Genomic DNA, 16,437 nt, shown 5'->3' on the forward strand with positions numbered 1-16,437 from the left:
GTGTCTCACCGCCCTTGTGCTGGCGCCGGAATGAAATTGACTTGCCCTTTCACCATAAGAGGTAACGAACTGTTAGGGTTAGCTCTCAGCTGTCCATTGCGGGTCAGAGTGGTTACAGGGCAGTTAAAGCCGCCGCAGACGGGCGGCAAAAAACCGTCGAGCCCGCCTTCCGGCTCCGTGCCGCCCCCGAGATGGCAGGGCAGGGTGCGCAGATAGCCCTCCGGCGTGATGCACTCGGCAAGGCCGCCGATTTCTTCGGGCCGCACTGGCTCCAGCGCGATTCCTGCACCTCGGCCAGCAGAGCGGCAATCTGGTCTTCGCCTTCTTCGCGCTCCATGGAACAGGTGCAATAGACCAGCACGCCGCCCGGCTTCAGCCAGGTCACGGTCTTGCGCAGCAGTTCTGCCTGAATGGCGGCCAGCGTCGCCACATCGGCGGGTCGCTTGGTCCAGGCCACGTCCGGATGGCGGCGCATGGTGCCTGTGGCGCTGCAGGGGGCATCGAGGAGGATCGCGTCGAATGGCGCGTCCGGCTCGTATTTGCGCAGGTCCGCGGCAACGACATGGGCTGAAAGGCCCAACCGCTCCAGATTGGCATGTACGCGCTTCAGCCGCTTTTCGGAAATGTCCACTGCCGTCACATCGGCGCCTTGCGTGGCAAGCTGTGCGGTCTTGCCGCCGGGAGCAGCGCAAAGGTCGGCGGCGCGCTTGCCGGTGAGGTCTCCCAGCAGGCAGGCGGGCAGGGAGGCAGCGGCATCCTGCACCCACCAGCCGCCTTCATTGAAGCCCTCGAACCCGTCTACCGCGCCCTTGCGCGACAGGCGGACCGATCCGGCTGCCACCACACGGCCGCCGAGGCGTTCTGCCCAGCCTTCCGCATCACTCTTGACGGTGAGATCGAGTGCCGGCTCTTCGAGATGGGCGCGCAGGATCGCTTCAAAGGTATCCGCGCCATAGGTCTCACGCCAGCGGGTGGCGAGCCACAGGGGCAGGCCCGCTGGACCGGAGCCAGTAATGGTGGACAGCGTGTCCTTCTCCCGCGCCAGGCGGCGAAGCACACCGTTGACGAGGCCCTTGTAAGGCCTTGCCCGCTTGTCAGATCCGGCAAGATCCACAGCCAGGGACACGGCCGCATGGTCGGCAACATCAAGGAAAAGGATCTGCACGGCAGCGACGTGAAGGATGTCGGTCACGCGGCCGGTGCGCTCCGGAATGGGCCGGTCGAGCAGTTCCGCCAGAATGGCATCGAGCTGGCCCCGGCGGCGCAAGGCTGCCGCGACGATGGCCTTCACCAGTGACCGGTCCTTCGGCTCCAGTGCCCGGAAACCGGAATGGCCCGAGGTCACGTCATATTCGGCATCCAGCGTGCGGTGCTTGTGCACCACGTTGCCCAGAATGTCGGCGGCCACCTTGCGGGCGGCAAAACCGGGGGCTGGCCGACCGGGGGAGCTGCTGCCATTCGCCGCGCCAGCTGCCTTGCCGCCCTGTCCCGGCTTGCGGAACGGCGCATCCTTGCCGCCGGAGGAGCGGGAGGGGGATTTCGGGCGGGAGCCGGTGGGTTCGTTCAAAGCAGTGGCCTTTGTTGGGTTGGCTATGTTGCCGGATTGAGTCAAGGCGCCGCGAACCGGTGCTCGCCGCGCCTCTGGCATAACATGTCTGGTGGTCCTTCGGCGCTTGGCAGGCTGAGGTGCCGCCTGTTGCGCTCAAGGTTATGATCCAGAGCTTCTACCGCAGATCAGTCTTCCGGCTCAACCCCAAGCGGTTTCAGCCCCATGGGCCCTTGGGTTTGTCCGAAGGACGGGAAGATTCACGGCCTCCCCAAGGTCCTGAAGGGCCCGATCCGTTTTCTGTGCTGCCACCGGCGCCACCCCACGGCTGGCTGCGGGTTTGCGCCGGAGCCGGGTTCCAGCTCCCGCCAAAGCCACCGGAACTGTTGCCGCGCCCGCCCATCTGTCCATCCAGATCGCGCAGGGCGGCGATGCGGTTGGCGGTGTTCGGGTGGGTGGAGAACAGGTTGTCCATCCGCTCACCTGACAGCGGGTTGATGATGAACATGTGCGCCGTTGCCGGGCTGCGCTCCGCATCCGGATTGTGGATCTGCTCCACGCCACCCGCGATCTTGGCGAGCGCCGAGGCGAGCCACATCGGCTGGCCGCAGATTTCGGCGCCCATGCGGTCGGCGGCATATTCCCGGGTGCGGGAAATCGCCATCTGCACAAGCATGGCAGCAAGCGGGGCGACGATCATCGCCACCAGCACGCCGATGAAGCCGAGAGGATTGTTGTTCTCCCGGTTGCCGCCGAAGAAGAAGGCGAAGTTGCCCAGCATGGAGATGGCACCGGCAATCGTCGCAGTGATCGTCATGATCAGCGTGTCGTGGTTCTTGATGTGCGCGAGCTCATGCGCCATCACGCCGGCAACTTCTTCCATGCTCAGGCGCTCCAGCAGGCCGGTGGTTGCGGCCACGGCGGCATTCTGTGGGTTGCGGCCCGTGGCAAAGGCATTCGGCTGCGGGTTGTTGATGATATAGACCTTGGGCATCGGCAGCTGCGCGTTCTGCGCCAGCTGGCGCACCATGCGGAACAGTTCGGGCGCGCTGCGCTCGTCCACCTCCTGCGCATGGTGCATGGACAGCACCATCTTGTCCGCATTCCAGTAGCTGAACAGGTTCATCGCACCGGCGATCACCAGCGCGATCATCATGCCGCTCTGTCCGCCGATCACAAAGCCAACGCCCATGAACAGGGCGGTCATGGCGGCCAGAAGCATGGCAGTGCGGAAATAGTTCATTGCCTTCGGTCCTCGTCGCGCTTAATTGCGGCGCTAAGCCGGACGGGAGTTTTGCGCTCCCGCCAGTACCCTATATGATGGGTATCAGCCCGATTTCCCGCAAGTCTGCCAGTCTTCAACCTGTCTTGGAGCGGCGTCTGGCGGGGCAGCAGATGGAGATCTCCATGCACGACGACGAGAACAGCGGAGCAAACGGCCCCGAAGCCGGTGTTTCAGAGAACCGTGGCGTGGTCGTTCCCTTTCCCCAGCGTGCCGCGCCCGCAGAGCCTGAGGCCACGGCAGAGCCGGCCCCCGCACCGCAGCGGCGATTCGAGGACCTTCCCCGCAGCGCAGCGTGCGCTGAAGGAAGCCGAAGCGCGCCGTGCAGAAATCGACGCCCGCCAGCAGGCGATGGCAAAAGAGTTGGACGGGCGCGGCGGACTGGAGCCAACCCGTTATGAGGATTGGGAAATCAAGGGGATCACCGTCGATTTCTGACGGTGGACAACTGCCTGTGCAGCAGCGGTAACGAGCTGTGATGGCTGCTTGGTTAATGAGGGATTTACCAGAGGCGCGTTAACGTCCGGGCAAAGTGTGTTCGAGTGTCCGGAAGGTCAGATGACGTCCACGATGCCTGCCTCAAATCCGCGCGCGGCCCTGCCCGACGCCAATCCGTTCCAGCGCCTTGCCGCGCTTCTGGGCGATACGCGCCCCGGTGCGGACCCTATTGTGCTGACCATTGGCGAGCCGCAGCATGCGCTGCCGCCCTTCACGGGCGAAGTGCTGATGGAAAATCTGGCTGATTTCCGCCGCTATCCGCCGATCGAAGGCTCTCCCGCCTTCCGTGCGGCCATAGCGGCCTGGCTGGACCGGCGCTACAATCTCGGCGGCACCATCGACAAGGACAAGGGCGTTCTGCCGCTCAACGGCTCGCGCGAGGGCCTGTCCTTCGGCGCGATTTCTGCCCGTGATCAGCTGGCCAAGGACGTGGCCCGCCCGGCGGTGATCCTGCCCAACCCGTTCTACCAGACCTATGCAGCCGCAGCCCATATTGCCGGGGCCGAGGCGGTCATGCTCGATACGGGCGCAGAAACCGGCTTCCTGCCGGATCTGGATGCACTGGAGCCGGAGCTGCTGGACCGCACCATCGCCTTCTACGTGGCCTCGCCCGCCAATCCGCAGGGAGCGGTGGCGAGCCTTGCCTACTGGCAGAAACTGATAGGCCTTGCCCGCCGCCACCGGTTCTACATCTTTGCCGACGAGTGCTATTCGGAGATCTACCGCAGCACGCCGCCTCCGGGCGTTCTGGAAGCGGCCCATGCCCTCGGCGAGGGCTATTCCATGGTGGTGGCGCTCAACTCCCTGTCGAAACGGTCGAATCTTGCTGGTCTTCGCTGCGGTTTTGCTGCGGGTGACCCGGAGTTCCTGTCGCGCTGGGTGAAGTTCCGCGGTCTTGCCGCGCCGCAGGTGCCGCTGCCTGCGCAGGCGCTCGCCGCCCGCGCCTATGGCGACGAGGCGCATGTGATGGAAAACCGCCGCCTCTACAACGAGAAATACGAAATCGCCGAAAGGTTGCTGTCGCCCATTTTGGGGCCAGTCACGCCGGAAGGCGGCTTTTTCCTGTGGCTGGATGTGAGCCGCTGGGGTGGTGCGGTCAGCGTGACCGAGCGGCTGTGGAGCGAGGCGGGCGTCAAGGTGCTGCCCGGTTCCTATCTGGCGTCCACCCATGCCGGTGGCCGCAATCCGGGTGATCCTTATATCCGCGTTGGCCTGTGTGCCCCGTCCGCGTTGACGGGTGAGGCGCTGGAGCGCGTGGCGCGCTGGCTGGGAGGTGCGGCATGAGACGGGCAACAGCCATGCGCGGCTCCGGACGGGGTGCAGCGCATATTCTCGACACCGAAAGCCCGCTGAAGCGCTTCGTCCGCCGCAATCTGGTGGGCGCGGCCGGGCTTCTGGTGATTGCTATGGCGGCCGCCTTGGCGGCGAGCCTTGCCACCTGGTCGGTGAATGATCCGAGCTTGAACCATGCGACGGGCGAGCCTGTGCGCAATGCGCTGGGCACACCGGGGGCTATTATCTCCGATATCCTGATGCAGTCCATCGGCCTGGCGACAGCTGTGTTTCTGGTGCCTGTGGTGCTGTGGGGCTGGCGGCTTCTCTCCGGCAAGACCATGCGTATCGGCTTCCGCCGGATCATGTTCTGGTTTGTGGGTACGCTTCTGGGTGCCGGGGCCGTTGCGGCGCTGCCCGTGCCGGAAAGCTGGCCCCTGCCGACGGGTCTCGGCGGCTTTGCCGGGGATGCCATGCACTATGTCCCCTCGCTGCTGACGCAGAACCTGACGCCCGGCGCTGCGACGATCACGGGAGTGCTGGGGCTGGGGCTTCCGGCCGTCTTCCTGCTCGTGGCTGCCGGCGCCTGGTTTGGCGACATGCGCGAGCGTTATCAGGATCAGGAGGAGGATGTCCCTCCCTGCCGTCCCGCACCGCCCGCCAGCAGATGCGCGGCCGAAAGGTGCAGGAACAGCTGGACTTTGATGACGACGACGAGGACGAGCGCGAACCGCGGTTCGCCGCCCTTATGGGTGCTGCCGCGCATTGGCGCCTGCAGGCCCAGTCGGCCGTGCAGCGCATGACCGGGCTTGGCTTGTCCCGGCGCCGTGTGCGGGAGGATGAGGAAGACGACTATGTGGAGGAAGATGCAGAGGACGAATACGCTGCTCCGCCCACAAGCCGTTTCGGGTCGCTGCGGCGTGCGCTGAAGGACCGTTTCGTTCCCGGCGAGGAGGACGATGGCCTTGACGATCTCTATCCCGATGCCCGCGGCACCCGCGAGGCGCCGCGCCGCGTGACGTCGCGTGGTCCGGTCATGGGCCGGGCGCCGCAGGTGGAAGAGGACGAGGAATACTACGGGGACGAGGAAGACGCCTCCGCCTATGACGAGCCGCCGTTCGATATGGACGATGACGGCTACGATGTGGAAGAGCCTGTGCCGGTTGCTCCGCGTGGCCGTGGCCGGGCGCGCGAAGAGGCGCCGCTGGACCGTCCGCCGCTGGGCCGTCCCGTTGGCATTGCAAGCCCGGATCAGGGACGCGCCGCGCCGGGCGCCCAGGCACAGGGCGGTGCCCGCGTCGTGCCGCAGGCCCCGCGCCCGCAACCGGGCCGCCGTGTTCAGGCCGAGGCCCAGACCTCACTTCTGGACGGGCCGGATTCCTATGAACTGCCGCCGCTGCGGCTTCTGGCCGAGCCCAAGCCGGCCGGAAAGACGCCGGGTCTGTCCGCCGATGCGCTGGAACAGAATGCCCGCATCCTCGAAGGTGTGCTGGAGGACTTCGGCGTGCGCGGCGAGATCATCGAGGTGCGCCCCGGTCCGGTGGTAACGCTCTATGAGCTGGAGCCTGCGCCCGGCATCAAGTCGTCCCGCGTCATCGGCCTTGCCGATGATATCGCCCGGTCCATGAGCGCGATCTCCGCCCGCGTTGCCGTGATCCCCGGCAAGAACGCCATCGGCATCGAGCTGCCGAACCAGAAGCGCGAGACGGTGTATCTGCGCGAACTGCTGGCGGCAGAGGATTTCGAGAAGTCGAAGGCGAAGCTCGCCATGGCGCTGGGCAAGACGATCAACGGCGAAAGCGTGATCGCGGATCTGGCCCGCATGCCGCATCTGCTCGTTGCCGGTACCACCGGCTCGGGCAAGTCGGTGTCGATCAACACCATGATCCTGTCGCTGCTGTACCGGATGACGCCGGACCAGTGCAAGATGATCATGATCGACCCGAAGATGCTGGAACTGTCGATCTACGACGGCATCCCGCATCTTCTGACCCCGGTGGTGACCGACCCGAAGAAGGCGGTCGTGGCGCTCAAGTGGACCGTCCGCGAGATGGAAGAGCGCTACAAGAAGATGTCGAAGATGGGCGTGCGCAACATCGACGGCTACAACATGCGCGTGAAGCAGGCGCTGGAAAAGGGCGAGAGCTTCTCCCGCACGGTGCAGACGGGCTTTGACCGCGAGACCGGCCAGCCGATCTACGAGGAAGAAGATCTGCCGCTGGAGCCGATGCCCTTCATCGTGGTCATCGTCGACGAAATGGCCGACCTGATGATGGTGGCCGGCAAGGACATCGAAGGCGCGATCCAGCGCCTTGCCCAGATGGCCCGTGCCGCCGGCATCCACATCATCATGGCCACCCAGCGCCCATCCGTGGACGTGATCACCGGTACGATCAAGGCCAACTTCCCGACGCGCATCTCCTTCCAGGTGACGTCCAAGATCGATAGCCGCACCATTCTGGGCGAGCAGGGCGCCGAGCAGCTTCTGGGCATGGGTGACATGCTCTACATGGCTGGCGGCGGGCGCATCCAGCGTGTCCACGGCCCCTTCGTCGCCGATGACGAGGTGGAGCAGATCGTTGCGCATCTGAAGCTGCAGGGCTCGCCCCAGTATCTGGAGGCGGTCACCGAAGAGGAAGAGCTGCAGGAGAACCCCTATGATGCGGTCTCCGGCTCTGACGAGAGCAATGATCTCTATGACCGCGCAGTGGCCGTTGTGCTGCGCGACAAGAAGGTCTCGACTTCCTACGTGCAGCGCCGCCTTGGCATCGGTTACAACCGCGCCGCCTCGCTGATCGAACGGATGGAACAAGAAGGCGTGATCAGCGCCGCCAACCACGCCGGAAAGCGCGAGATTCTGGTGAAGAACGGGGTGGACGAGGACTACTGATCCGCCCCGTCCGCCGCAACCTCGCCACAAGCGGGAACTAGAACAGGGCAACAGGCATTGAGGGAAGCGGCCAGGTTGCTTTCAGACTGCTTTCCTCCCGAGCCGCCCTGAAGGAGCCCTGAGCACTATCATGATGTCCATCCGCTCGCATCGCATCCTGTCCTGGTCCGCAGCCATCGTGCTGACGTTGGCAGCGGCCCTGTCGCCTGCCGCCGCGCAGCAGCGCGCGCCGCTGAGCCCGCAGGAGCAGGAGACGCTGAACGAGGTCAACACCTACTTCAACTCGGTGAAGACCATGCATGGCGACTTCGTGCAATTTGGCCCCGAGGGCGGGCAGGTGGAAGGCAAGTTCTATCTGGAACGTCCGGGCAAGATCCGCTTCTACTACAATCCGCCCGCACAGCTCGACATCATCGCCGATGGCAAGTCCGTGTCCGTGCTGGACCGCAAGGTGCAGACGCAGGACATCTGGCCTCTGAGCGAGACCCCGCTGCGCTTCCTGCTGGCCGAGCAGATCGACCTCACCAAGGACACCAATGTGGTTGGCGTGGTGGTGGAGCCTGACCTTGTGACGGTGGTGGTGGAGGACCAGACCACCTTCAATTCCGGCAAGCTGACACTCATCTTCGATGCCCAGACCTTTGATCTGAAGCAGTGGACCGTCACGGATTCGCAAGGCATGGACACGTCGGTGGCAATCTATAATGTGACGGCGAACGGGCCTTCGAATCCGAAGCTCTTCGTCATCGACTATCTGGCTGCCGCCCGCCAGAACCGGAATTGATCCGGCCCCTTGCAGCGGCTGCCTGCTTCAGGGCCTTGCCGCTGCATGACTTCCGATCCTTCCCGCCGTGAACCACTGGCTCTTGTGCTGCTGCGCCGTCATGCGGCGGCACATGGGCTGATTGTGTTTGCCGAACCCGCATACGGCTATGCCGGCTATGTGGAGGCACCGGGCGGGCGCCGCGCTTTCTTCAAGGGCGCAGGCTTCGACATCAATCCTGCCGCTGCCTCTGCCATTGCCCGCGACAAGGCCTATGGCGCCTTCTTTCTGGAAGCTGCCGGTCTCAGTGTGCCGCGCGGGATGCTGATCAGTTCGCCCGGTTTCATCCGCGACATCGAGGTGAAGAACCCGGCGGTTGCAGCGAAACTGAATGGCGAGGCTGAGGCAATCGCCTTTGCCCGCGAAACGGGATTTCCGCTGTTCGTGAAGCCCAATGACGATTCGGAAGGGCGCGGCATTCTGCGGGTGCAGGACGAACAGGGCCTCTCTGCCGCACTCGCCGTTCTGGGGCGCTCCTACGACCGCATTCTGGTGCAGGAAGAGGTGAGGGGGCGCGACTACCGGGTGCTGGTGCTGGATGGGGAGGTGCTGGCCGTGTTCGAGCGGCGGCCCTTCTCTGTGACCGGCGATGGCGCTTCCTCTCTGCGGGCGCTGATCACGCGGGCAACGCAGGGCTTTGCCGCCGGCGGCAAGGGCTCGAAGATTGCCGCGGATGATCCGCGTATTCTCGCCTTTCTTGCCACCAGCGGCCTTGATCTTGACCATGTGCCGGAAGCCGGTGCAGCCGTGGCTCTGCTGCCGAATGCGAACCTTTCTTCCGGCGGCAGTGCGGTGGATGTGACCGGCACGATCAGCCCTCATTTCACGGAAGTCGCCTGCAAGGCGGGTGAGGCCGTGGGCTTGCGGCTGTTCGGTCTTGATCTCATCTGCCCGGACATTGCCGCAACGTCCGGACCCTATGCCATTCTTGAGGTGAATGCGGCGCCGGGTCTTAGCCATTTTCACCGGCTTGGCCCGCAAGAGGCGCTGCGTGTGGAAGAAATCTATGCGAAGATCTTTGACGCGCTGACCCGTCATCTGTCGTCTGGCGGCCGCGCCGGAGAAGCAGCATGAGACTTTCTGATCTTGCCGAGAGCCAGATTCTCAAGGCGCAGGCCGAAGGCCAGTTTGACAATCTCAAGGGCGCGGGCAAGCCGCTGAACCTGGCAGCCGATGGCGGCAGCGCGGAGGCCATCGGCTTCCGTATCATGGCCGAGGCTGGCGCGCTGCCGCGCGAAATCGATCTTCAGAAGGCGGTGCAGGACCAGGCCCGTATTCTCCAGGAGACGGTGGGCGAAGACGCCCGCAAGCGCGAGATGCGGAAGCTCGCTGATTTGCAAATGCGGCTGGAGATGGAGCGGGAAGCCCGCCGCAGTTTCTTCGGCGGATGAAGCGGGGATTGTGGGGATGAGCGTGATCATCGAAACGCCGGAGCATATCGCTGCGGGCCTTGCCGCTCTTGCCGCCGCTGATCCGCGCCTGCCAGCGGTGATTTCCTTTGCTGGCGAAGTTCCCCTGCGCCGCCGTCCGCCGAGCTTTGCGGCGCTGGTGCAGATCATCATCTCGCAGCAGGTGTCCGTCGCCAGCGCCAATGCCATCGGCGCAAGGCTCGCCGCCCTCGTCGATCCGCTGGAGGCGCATGTTTTGCTCTCCCACACGGAAGAGGCGCTGGGCGGCGCGGGGCTGTCGCGGCCCAAGATCCGTGCCGTGCGGGCGCTGGCTGATGCCGTCAGCGGGGGCTGGATCTTCAGGCGCTTGCGAGCGTTCCGGCCGATGTGGCCCGGGAGGAGCTATGCCAGGTCAAGGGCATCGGCCGTTGGACGGCGGATATCTACCTTCTCTTCTGCGCCGGTCATCCGGACATCTTTCCCAGCGGCGACATTGCCCTGCAAAATGCGGTGCGTGATGCTTTCGCCTTGACTGAGCGCCCCAGCCCCCGCGCGCTGGATGAGCTGGCGGAGACCTGGGCTCCCTGGCGCGGTGTCGCCGCCCGCCTGTTCTGGGCCTGGTACAAGGCTGCCCGCGAGGGGCGCGACAGCCAGCCGCTTTGAGGCAGACCCGCCGTTTTTCTGCGGCATTCGTGATGTTCAAGACTTGCTCGCCATCCCGGCCAATGGAGCCTGCATGAATTTCCTGAGAGCGTGTTTTGACATTCTGTTTGGAATGCTCGGCTGGGTTCTCATGATCCCCTCCGGCTTTGTTCTTCTGGCTGTTTTCTTTTTGAGTGGGATGATTTTACGGCTTTGAACATTGCCATCCTGGCTGGTTTCGCGGGCCTGTTCTGCTTGGGCGCTTATCTTTATGCCCGAGGCATGAGCCGGTAAGGGCAGGGCGCCTGCGGTGTCCGGTCCTTTCCAGGATGAGGAGTGCCGGAATACCCCATAGGCAGAGGGCCATCTTTCTTCTATTCAGGCTGCAACAGAGCAAAACGGATCACTGCCCATGGCCTTCTGGCGCCTCAAACCCGGCAGCGGCAAGACGGAGACGGCTTGCGACCCGCGCCGGGCCGACTATGCCGTGTTTGATCAGGTGAGCCTGAAGCGCGGGGACAAGACCGTGCTGGACGGGCTGAGCCTCACCTTGAGCGAGCGCCGGATTGCGCTGATCGGGCTGAATGGGTCTGGCAAGAGCAGCTTCGTGCGCCTGCTCAACGGCCTGCTGCTGCCGGACAGTGGCATCTTGCAGATCTACGGCGCGGACACGCGGCAGGCGCGGGCGAACCTGCCGCGCCATGTCGGTTTTGTCTTCCAGAACCCGGATCATCAGGCGATCTTCCCGACGGTGGAGGAGGAGATTGCCTTCGGCCTGACACAGCTTGGCCAATTCCGGCAAGACGCCCGGCTGAATGCCCGGCGCTTTCTGGAGGCTCATGGCTGCGCTCATCTGGCAGAGCGGCCTTTCCTCGATTTGTCGGAGGGGCAGAAGCAGCTCATCTGCATTCTGGCGGTGCTGGTGATGCAGCCGGGGCTTATCGTTTTTGACGAACCCTTTTCCAGCCTTGATGGCCTTGCCACGCGCCAGATCATGTCGCTGATCCGGGGGCTGGAGCAAAAGCTGATCATGGTCAGCCATGATCTGGAGCTGATCCGCGATTTCGACCGGGTGCTGTGGCTGCAGGACGGTCAGATCCGCATGGACGGCGAGCCTGGCGCGGTACTGCCCGCCTATGTGGATGATATCGAGCGGCGCGCCGCCGTCTCCGGCCTGTTGTGAGGCGCGCGTGATCTCGCTTTATCTGCCCGGAACCAGCCTTCTCCACCGCCTGCCTGCGGGCGCGAAACTCATCGGTCTGGCTGCCGCCAGCCTGATGCTCTTCCCCGTGGAAAATGCCGTCATTCTGGCGGCTGGCTGTGGTTTGGTTCTGGCCGCCTATGCGGCGCTGGGCCGGTCGGCTCTGCGGCAGCTCTCGCTCTTGCGCCCGCTGCTGCCATTGTTTGCCGTGCTGCTGGCGTTGCACTGGCTGTCCGGCTCGCTCATGGGCGGCGTTGTGGTGCTGCTGCGGCTTTTGCTGCTGGTGATGCTGGCCAATCTCGTCACCATGACAACGCGCATGGATGACATGCTGGAGGCGATTTCGCCCCTGTTCCGGCCGCTGGCCTTCTTTGGCGTTTCGCCGCGCCGCCCGGCGCTGGCCGTTACACTTGTTCTGCGCTTCGTGCCGGTGCTGCTGGCGCTGAGCGCTGCCCAGCGGGAAGCCTATCAGGCCCGCACCGGCAAGCGCAGCAGCTGGCGGCTTCTCGCCCCTTTGCCCTTCAGGCCCTTGCCATGGCCGACCACGTGGGCGAAGCCCTTGTTGCACGCGGCGGCGCTGACGGGTTCGGTACGGCGGAACGGGGGAAGAAAAGGGGCTGAGGCCCCTCACCCCCGCCCGCGATAGGGCTGCACGCCTTGATCGGGGATCCATACACCTTCAGGTGCCGGGCCAGTCTGGTAGAACACATCGATCGGGATACCGCCGCGCGGATACCAGTAGCCGCCGATGCGCAGCCATTGGGGCGAGAGGAAATCCACCAGCCGCTTGCCGATCGACACGGTGCAATCCTCATGGAAGGCGCCATGGTTGCGGAAGGAGCCGAGGAAAAGCTTCAGGGATTTGCTCTCCACCAGCCAGTCGCCGGGCACATAGTCGATGACCAGATGGGCGAAATCCGGCGCGCCGGTGATCGGGCAGAGCGAGGTGAACTCGGGTGCCACGAAACGGACCATGTAGCCGGTGCCCGCCTGCGGGTTGGGCACGCGCTCCAGCACGGCGTCTTCCGGGCTCTGGGGCAGGGCGGTGGAGGACCCGAGCTGGGTCAGGTTCTGATAGATGGTCTTGTCACTCATGGTCATACTCCGCGAAGGTTGCCCCAGATGAGGGTATGAAGCTGCGGCAGGATGCTGGCCTCGAACCAGCGGTCATTGGCGGCCCGGTCGATCAGCCAGCGCAGCCGCGCCATGATGCCGGGAATGTCGATCACCGCATCTTCCTTGTCCGCAGGCGGCGGTGTGTGGTTGCCGGGCTGCAGATAGACCGGCAGATGCGGATAGGCGCGCGCCACCTCTCTGGCAAAGGCGTAATCCGCCTCGTCAAAGACGACGAACTTCAGCGCTATTGCCGTGTTGGGGCCAGCCGCTGCCACCGCATCAGCCAGTGCCTTGCGGTCAAAAGCCATGCCGCTGGACGGCGGCTTGGGGCTGAGGCTGAGGACGTCGAGAGCCCTGAACCAGTCCCGCGACAGGCTGCCTTGCGTTTCCAGCGCGAAGCGGTAGCCCTCGCGTTTGCCCAGTTCAATCAGCCGCCCCAGCGGCTGGATGGCCGGATTACCGCCCGAAACGGTGACCATCAGCGGCTCGCCGCCGGACAGGCGCCGCACTTCGTCCATTACGGCGTCAGCGCTCATGGGCGTCCAGGTGTCCCGGTAGGCGCTGTCCACTGCATGCAGCGTGTCGCACCAGGAGCAGCGGAAATCGCAGCCGCCGGTGCGCACGAAGACAGTGGCCATGCCGATCAGAGCGCCTTCGCCCTGGATGGTGGGACCGAATATTTCGCTGATGCGCAAGGTCTCGCCGCTCATGCGCCGCACCCGCAGCCGCAGCTGCCTTTCGGACGGTACTCGGCCACGGTCTTTGGCGTCTCGCGCACGCGCACTGCGCTCACCTCGGGCCAGCGCGCCTTGCACCAGTCGTAGAAGAGCCTGGCCATGCGCTCGGCGGTGACGTTATCGTTGCCGAGCACATCGTTGAGGTGGCGGTGGTCGAGGGTGTCGTCGAGCCAGTTCTTGAAGGGCCCAAGCTCCCGGTAGTCCCGCACGAAGCCAACGCTGTCCAGCGTTTCGGACATCAGCTCCACTTCGACCACATAATTGTGCCCATGCAGCCGGGCGCAGGGATGATCTTCGGGCAGGCCGAAGAGCTGGTGGGAGGCGGAGAAGTGAAACTCCTTGGCGATCCTAAACACCGCAGGCCTCCTTCCAGAAATCCGGGTCGGCATAGATGGTTGGATCTTCCGCTCCCGCCAGATGGAAGGCCTCGCGCCGCTCCACACATGTGCCGCAGCGCCCGCAGTGGATCTCGCCGCCCTTGTAGCAGGACCAGCTGCGGGTGTAGTCGACGCCAAGCCGTACACCTTCTGCGGCAATGGCGGCCTTGTCCGTGTTGACATAGGGCGTGTAGAGCCGCACATCCGCTACACCTGCCAGCGCCTGGCGCTGCATGGTCTCGAAGGCCTCTGTGAAGCCGGGGCGGCAATCTGGATAGATGAAGTGATCCCCGCCATGCACGGCGGTTGCCACGGCTTCTGCCCCGCGCGCTGCGGCAATGCCATACGCAATGGCCAGCATGATGGCATTGCGGTTCGGCACCACGGTGATGCGCATGGTTTCTTCGGCATAGTGGCCATCGGGAACGGCCACGTCATCCGTCAGGGCCGAGCCGGAGAGCTGGCGGCCGATGCCGGAAATGTCGATAACGATATGCTCGACGCCCAGATCATCCGCACAGGTTCTGGCAAAGTCCAGCTCCTTGAGGTGCCTCTGGCCGTAGTTGAAGGAAACGAGCCCGATCAGCTCGTGTTCTTGCGCAACCTTGTGCGCAAGGGTGACGGAATCCATTCCGCCGGAACAGACGACAAGCGTTTTCAAAGATGTGTCCCTTGTTTTCGCTGGAACCGGGTAGGCTGCGACCGGTTGACTGCCCCGGAAGGCAGACGGGCGCCTTTTAGCAGCAGTTCCGTAAAAGGGAAGGGAAAAGCGCCCGGATTTTGCCGTTTACCTTGCGTAAAGAATCGTTAACTCTTTGTTGAGATGATTCGGCCACGTCCCGTTTGAAATGGGACAGAGACGGAGGGCCAGAAGGCCCGGCAGGCCGCCACAGGCAGCAAAATGGCCAGGAGGGCCCCATGTCATCAGGATTGGAACGGGTGTTGCCGTCAGCCAGCATCGTGCAGGCAACCGAACACAGCGACCAGCGCCGCCGCGAGCGGGAGCACGAGCAGCACAACGAACAACAGGCTGGGGAACAGCAATCTGGCGAGGGCTTTGAAGGAGCCTTGGCAGGCGAAAACCATACGCTTGCTGCAGATCCTTCGGAACCTCAGGCCGAGGAGCCAGCCGTTCTGGTCGATACGAGCCCGGAAGTCAGTCATACGCTGGATGGCATTGCCGCCTACAGGGCTGCGGCCGAGCAGGCGCTGCGCCAGCCATCAGGTCCCCATAGCTCAGTTTCCAGCAACCGTTCCCTGCCGCAACGGGCCACCCGCGACCATCAACCCCCGCCGTCGTCCGCCACGCCTACGAGGATCACGGCGGCCAGATCGAGCATCACGCCGTCAATCTAGCGACGTGAGTGCCGCCGCCGCTTAGGCTTGCGGTCCTTACCGCGCCAGTCCGGCGATCGCCTCGGCAAAGTCTTCGGCGGAGAAGGGTTCCAGATCGTCGATGCCTTCGCCGACGCCGATGAAATGCACCGGCAGCTTGTGCCTGGCAGCGATGGCAACAAGAATGCCGCCGCGGGCGGTGCCATCCAGCTTGGTCATGACGAGGCCGGTGACACCTGCCACCTTGCCGAAGATTTCCACCTGGTTCATGGCGTTCTGGCCCGTTGTGGCATCCAGCGTCAGGATCACGTCATGCGGGGCATCGGGCGCTTGCTTGCGGATGACACGGACCACCTTTTCGAGTTCCGCCATCAATTCAGCCTTGTTCTGAAGCCGGCCTGCCGTGTCGATCAGCAGAACATCCACGCCCTTGTCTTTCGCCTCCTGCATGGCATCAAAGGCTAGACCGGCGGCATCCGCGCCCGCTTCCCGGGCCACCACTTCGGCACCGGTGCGCTGGCCCCAGATCTTCAGCTGTTCGACGGCGGCGGCGCGGAACGTGTCGCCCGCCGCCAGCATCACGGTCTTGCCTTCCGAAGAGAGCTTTGCCGCCAGCTTGCCGATGGTTGTGGTCTTGCCGGTGCCGTTGACGCCCACCATCAGCACCACATGCGGGCTGTGGCCCCGGTTGAGGTCCAGCGGGCGGGCGGCAGGCTCCAGAACCTTGCGGACTTCATCGGCCAGAATCTTGCGGACTTCCTCCGGCGAGATTTCCTTGTCGAACCGGCCTTCCGACAGGCGCTCCGTAATGGCACCAGCCGTCTCGAGGCCAAGATCTGCCTGAAGGAGAATGTCCTCCAGATCCTCCAGCATCCCCGCATCCAGCTTGCGCTTGGTGAAAATCGCCGAAATGCCTTCGGTCAGTGCCGAGGACGAGCGGGCAAGGCCCTTGCGCAGGCGCTGGAACCAGGAGAGCTTCCCTTGCGGTTCAGCAATGGCAACCGGCGCAGGAACGGGGACGGGAGCAAGCGGCGCTGCCTCTTCCGCCGGTTCGTTCACCAGTTCGGGCTCAGCCTCGGTTGCGGCCTCAGGCTCCGGCTGTTCTGCGGGAAGTGCCGTCTCGATGGCTACTTCTTCAGCGGATTCCGCCTCAGCCTCAGCCTCAACCTTAGCCTCTGGGGCCGGAGATGCAGCCTTTTCGCCGGCCAGGATTTCCGTTTCCAGTTCCGCCTCGGGCCGGGATTCGTCCGCAGCCGTGCCGGCGCTGTCCTTGCCGCCGAACAAACGGCCCAGAAAGCCGCGCTTCTTCTCGCTCATGAACCTGTCCTGC

Annotated in this window: 15 protein-coding genes and 3 pseudogenes; 11 read left to right on the plus strand and 7 right to left on the minus strand. The window is 64.4% G+C overall.

Annotated elements, in window-relative coordinates; all coding sequences use genetic code 11:
- Nucleotides 1–137 precede the first annotated feature (137 nt).
- Nucleotides 138–1,567, minus strand: a pseudogene (rsmB, locus tag ACQB61_RS19645) (16S rRNA (cytosine(967)-C(5))-methyltransferase RsmB); the annotation flags it as partial.
- A 196-nt stretch (nucleotides 1,568–1,763) separates the two neighbouring features.
- The gene (gene htpX, locus ACQB61_RS19650) at nucleotides 1,764–2,789 is read right to left on the minus strand and encodes a zinc metalloprotease HtpX (protein ID WP_430513986.1); all 1,026 of its coding nucleotides are present in this window, start codon (nucleotides 2,787–2,789) and stop codon (nucleotides 1,764–1,766) included.
- A 222-nt stretch (nucleotides 2,790–3,011) separates the two neighbouring features.
- On the opposite strand from htpX, the gene ACQB61_RS19655 reads away from it, so the two are divergent.
- The 10 genes and pseudogenes from ACQB61_RS19655 (at nucleotide 3,012) to ACQB61_RS19700 (ending at nucleotide 12,188) form a co-directional block, all read left to right on the plus strand.
- Nucleotides 3,012–3,266, plus strand: a complete 255-nt coding sequence (locus ACQB61_RS19655; protein ID WP_430513987.1) for a DUF1674 domain-containing protein — start codon at nucleotides 3,012–3,014, stop codon at nucleotides 3,264–3,266.
- Nucleotides 3,267–3,386: 120 nt separating this feature from the next.
- Nucleotides 3,387–4,610: an aminotransferase class I/II-fold pyridoxal phosphate-dependent enzyme gene (locus tag ACQB61_RS19660; protein WP_430513988.1), complete on the plus strand. Its 1,224-nt coding sequence runs from the start codon at nucleotides 3,387–3,389 to the stop codon at nucleotides 4,608–4,610.
- 122 nt (nucleotides 4,611–4,732) lie between these two features.
- The gene (locus tag ACQB61_RS19665; RefSeq protein WP_430514425.1) at nucleotides 4,733–5,401 is read left to right on the plus strand and encodes a DNA translocase FtsK 4TM domain-containing protein; all 669 of its coding nucleotides are present in this window, start codon (nucleotides 4,733–4,735) and stop codon (nucleotides 5,399–5,401) included.
- Nucleotides 5,344–7,488, plus strand: a pseudogene (locus tag ACQB61_RS19670) (DNA translocase FtsK); the annotation flags it as partial. The gene ACQB61_RS19665 and the pseudogene ACQB61_RS19670, both read left to right, overlap by 58 nt.
- 130 nt (nucleotides 7,489–7,618) lie before the next feature.
- Nucleotides 7,619–8,272, plus strand: a complete 654-nt coding sequence (locus ACQB61_RS19675) for an outer-membrane lipoprotein carrier protein LolA (RefSeq protein WP_430513989.1) — start codon at nucleotides 7,619–7,621, stop codon at nucleotides 8,270–8,272.
- Between the two features lie 45 nt (nucleotides 8,273–8,317).
- Nucleotides 8,318–9,385, plus strand: coding sequence for an ATP-dependent carboxylate-amine ligase (locus ACQB61_RS19680; protein WP_430513990.1), 1,068 nt, complete (start codon nucleotides 8,318–8,320; stop codon nucleotides 9,383–9,385).
- Nucleotides 9,382–9,702: a DUF1992 domain-containing protein gene (locus ACQB61_RS19685; RefSeq protein ID WP_430513991.1), complete on the plus strand. Its 321-nt coding sequence runs from the start codon at nucleotides 9,382–9,384 to the stop codon at nucleotides 9,700–9,702. Before ACQB61_RS19680 ends, ACQB61_RS19685 begins: the two co-directional genes overlap by 4 nt.
- Before the next feature lie 16 nt (nucleotides 9,703–9,718).
- Nucleotides 9,719–10,362 (plus strand): annotated as a pseudogene (locus tag ACQB61_RS19690) (DNA-3-methyladenine glycosylase family protein).
- 391 nt (nucleotides 10,363–10,753) lie between these two features.
- Nucleotides 10,754–11,524: an energy-coupling factor ABC transporter ATP-binding protein gene (locus tag ACQB61_RS19695; RefSeq protein WP_430513992.1), complete on the plus strand. Its 771-nt coding sequence runs from the start codon at nucleotides 10,754–10,756 to the stop codon at nucleotides 11,522–11,524.
- 7 nt (nucleotides 11,525–11,531) lie between these two features.
- Nucleotides 11,532–12,188 (plus strand): CbiQ family ECF transporter T component, encoded by a 657-nt coding sequence (locus ACQB61_RS19700; RefSeq protein ID WP_430513993.1) that lies wholly within the window; start codon nucleotides 11,532–11,534, stop codon nucleotides 12,186–12,188.
- Here the strand turns inward: ACQB61_RS19700 and queF are convergent.
- Genes queF through queC form a run of 4 tightly spaced genes read right to left on the minus strand, consistent with a single transcriptional unit; the run spans nucleotide 12,170 to nucleotide 14,433 of the window.
- A complete protein-coding gene (gene queF / locus ACQB61_RS19705; RefSeq protein ID WP_430513994.1) occupies nucleotides 12,170–12,637 on the minus strand; it encodes a preQ(1) synthase in 468 nt (155 codons plus the stop codon). The genes ACQB61_RS19700 and queF overlap by 19 nt on opposite strands.
- A gap of 2 nt (nucleotides 12,638–12,639) precedes the next feature.
- Complete coding sequence (queE, locus tag ACQB61_RS19710) at nucleotides 12,640–13,368, minus strand: 7-carboxy-7-deazaguanine synthase QueE (RefSeq protein ID WP_430513995.1); 729 nt, start codon at nucleotides 13,366–13,368, stop codon at nucleotides 12,640–12,642.
- The gene (gene queD, locus ACQB61_RS19715) at nucleotides 13,365–13,751 is read right to left on the minus strand and encodes a 6-carboxytetrahydropterin synthase QueD (protein WP_430513996.1); all 387 of its coding nucleotides are present in this window, start codon (nucleotides 13,749–13,751) and stop codon (nucleotides 13,365–13,367) included. The genes queE and queD overlap by 4 nt, the downstream gene beginning before the upstream one ends.
- Nucleotides 13,744–14,433: a 7-cyano-7-deazaguanine synthase QueC gene (gene queC / locus ACQB61_RS19720; protein WP_430513997.1), complete on the minus strand. Its 690-nt coding sequence runs from the start codon at nucleotides 14,431–14,433 to the stop codon at nucleotides 13,744–13,746. The genes queD and queC overlap by 8 nt, the downstream gene beginning before the upstream one ends.
- Nucleotides 14,434–14,690: 257 nt before the next feature.
- On the opposite strand from queC, the gene ACQB61_RS19725 reads away from it, so the two are divergent.
- The gene (locus ACQB61_RS19725) at nucleotides 14,691–15,128 is read left to right on the plus strand and encodes a hypothetical protein (RefSeq protein WP_430513998.1); all 438 of its coding nucleotides are present in this window, start codon (nucleotides 14,691–14,693) and stop codon (nucleotides 15,126–15,128) included.
- Nucleotides 15,129–15,164: 36 nt separating this feature from the next.
- Here ACQB61_RS19725 and ftsY read toward each other — a convergent pair whose 3' ends face one another.
- Nucleotides 15,165–16,424, minus strand: coding sequence for a signal recognition particle-docking protein FtsY (gene ftsY, locus ACQB61_RS19730; protein WP_430513999.1), 1,260 nt, complete (start codon nucleotides 16,422–16,424; stop codon nucleotides 15,165–15,167).
- Between the last annotated feature and the right edge of the window lie 13 nt (nucleotides 16,425–16,437).

Source organism: Pannonibacter phragmitetus (assembly GCF_050510895.1).
GTDB classification, from domain to species: Bacteria; Pseudomonadota; Alphaproteobacteria; order Rhizobiales; family Stappiaceae; genus Pannonibacter; species Pannonibacter phragmitetus_B.

Excerpts from the sequence above, each read along its gene's own strand:
- htpX (WP_430513986.1), bottom strand. The coding sequence starts at position 2,789 with ATGAACTATTTCCGCACTGCCATGCTTCTGGCCGCCATGACCGCCCTG.
- ACQB61_RS19660 (WP_430513988.1), top strand. The coding sequence starts at position 3,387 with ATGACGTCCACGATGCCTGCCTCAAATCCGCGCGCGGCCCTGCCCGAC.
- ACQB61_RS19665 (WP_430514425.1), top strand. The coding sequence starts at position 4,733 with ATGGCGGCCGCCTTGGCGGCGAGCCTTGCCACCTGGTCGGTGAATGAT.
- ACQB61_RS19675 (WP_430513989.1), top strand. The coding sequence starts at position 7,619 with ATGATGTCCATCCGCTCGCATCGCATCCTGTCCTGGTCCGCAGCCATC.
- ACQB61_RS19680 (WP_430513990.1), top strand. The coding sequence starts at position 8,318 with ATGACTTCCGATCCTTCCCGCCGTGAACCACTGGCTCTTGTGCTGCTG.
- ACQB61_RS19685 (WP_430513991.1), top strand. The coding sequence starts at position 9,382 with ATGAGACTTTCTGATCTTGCCGAGAGCCAGATTCTCAAGGCGCAGGCC.
- ACQB61_RS19695 (WP_430513992.1), top strand. The coding sequence starts at position 10,754 with ATGGCCTTCTGGCGCCTCAAACCCGGCAGCGGCAAGACGGAGACGGCT.
- queF (WP_430513994.1), bottom strand. The coding sequence starts at position 12,637 with ATGAGTGACAAGACCATCTATCAGAACCTGACCCAGCTCGGGTCCTCC.
- queE (WP_430513995.1), bottom strand. The coding sequence starts at position 13,368 with ATGAGCGGCGAGACCTTGCGCATCAGCGAAATATTCGGTCCCACCATC.
- ACQB61_RS19725 (WP_430513998.1), top strand. The coding sequence starts at position 14,691 with ATGTCATCAGGATTGGAACGGGTGTTGCCGTCAGCCAGCATCGTGCAG.
- ftsY (WP_430513999.1), bottom strand. The coding sequence starts at position 16,424 with ATGAGCGAGAAGAAGCGCGGCTTTCTGGGCCGTTTGTTCGGCGGCAAG.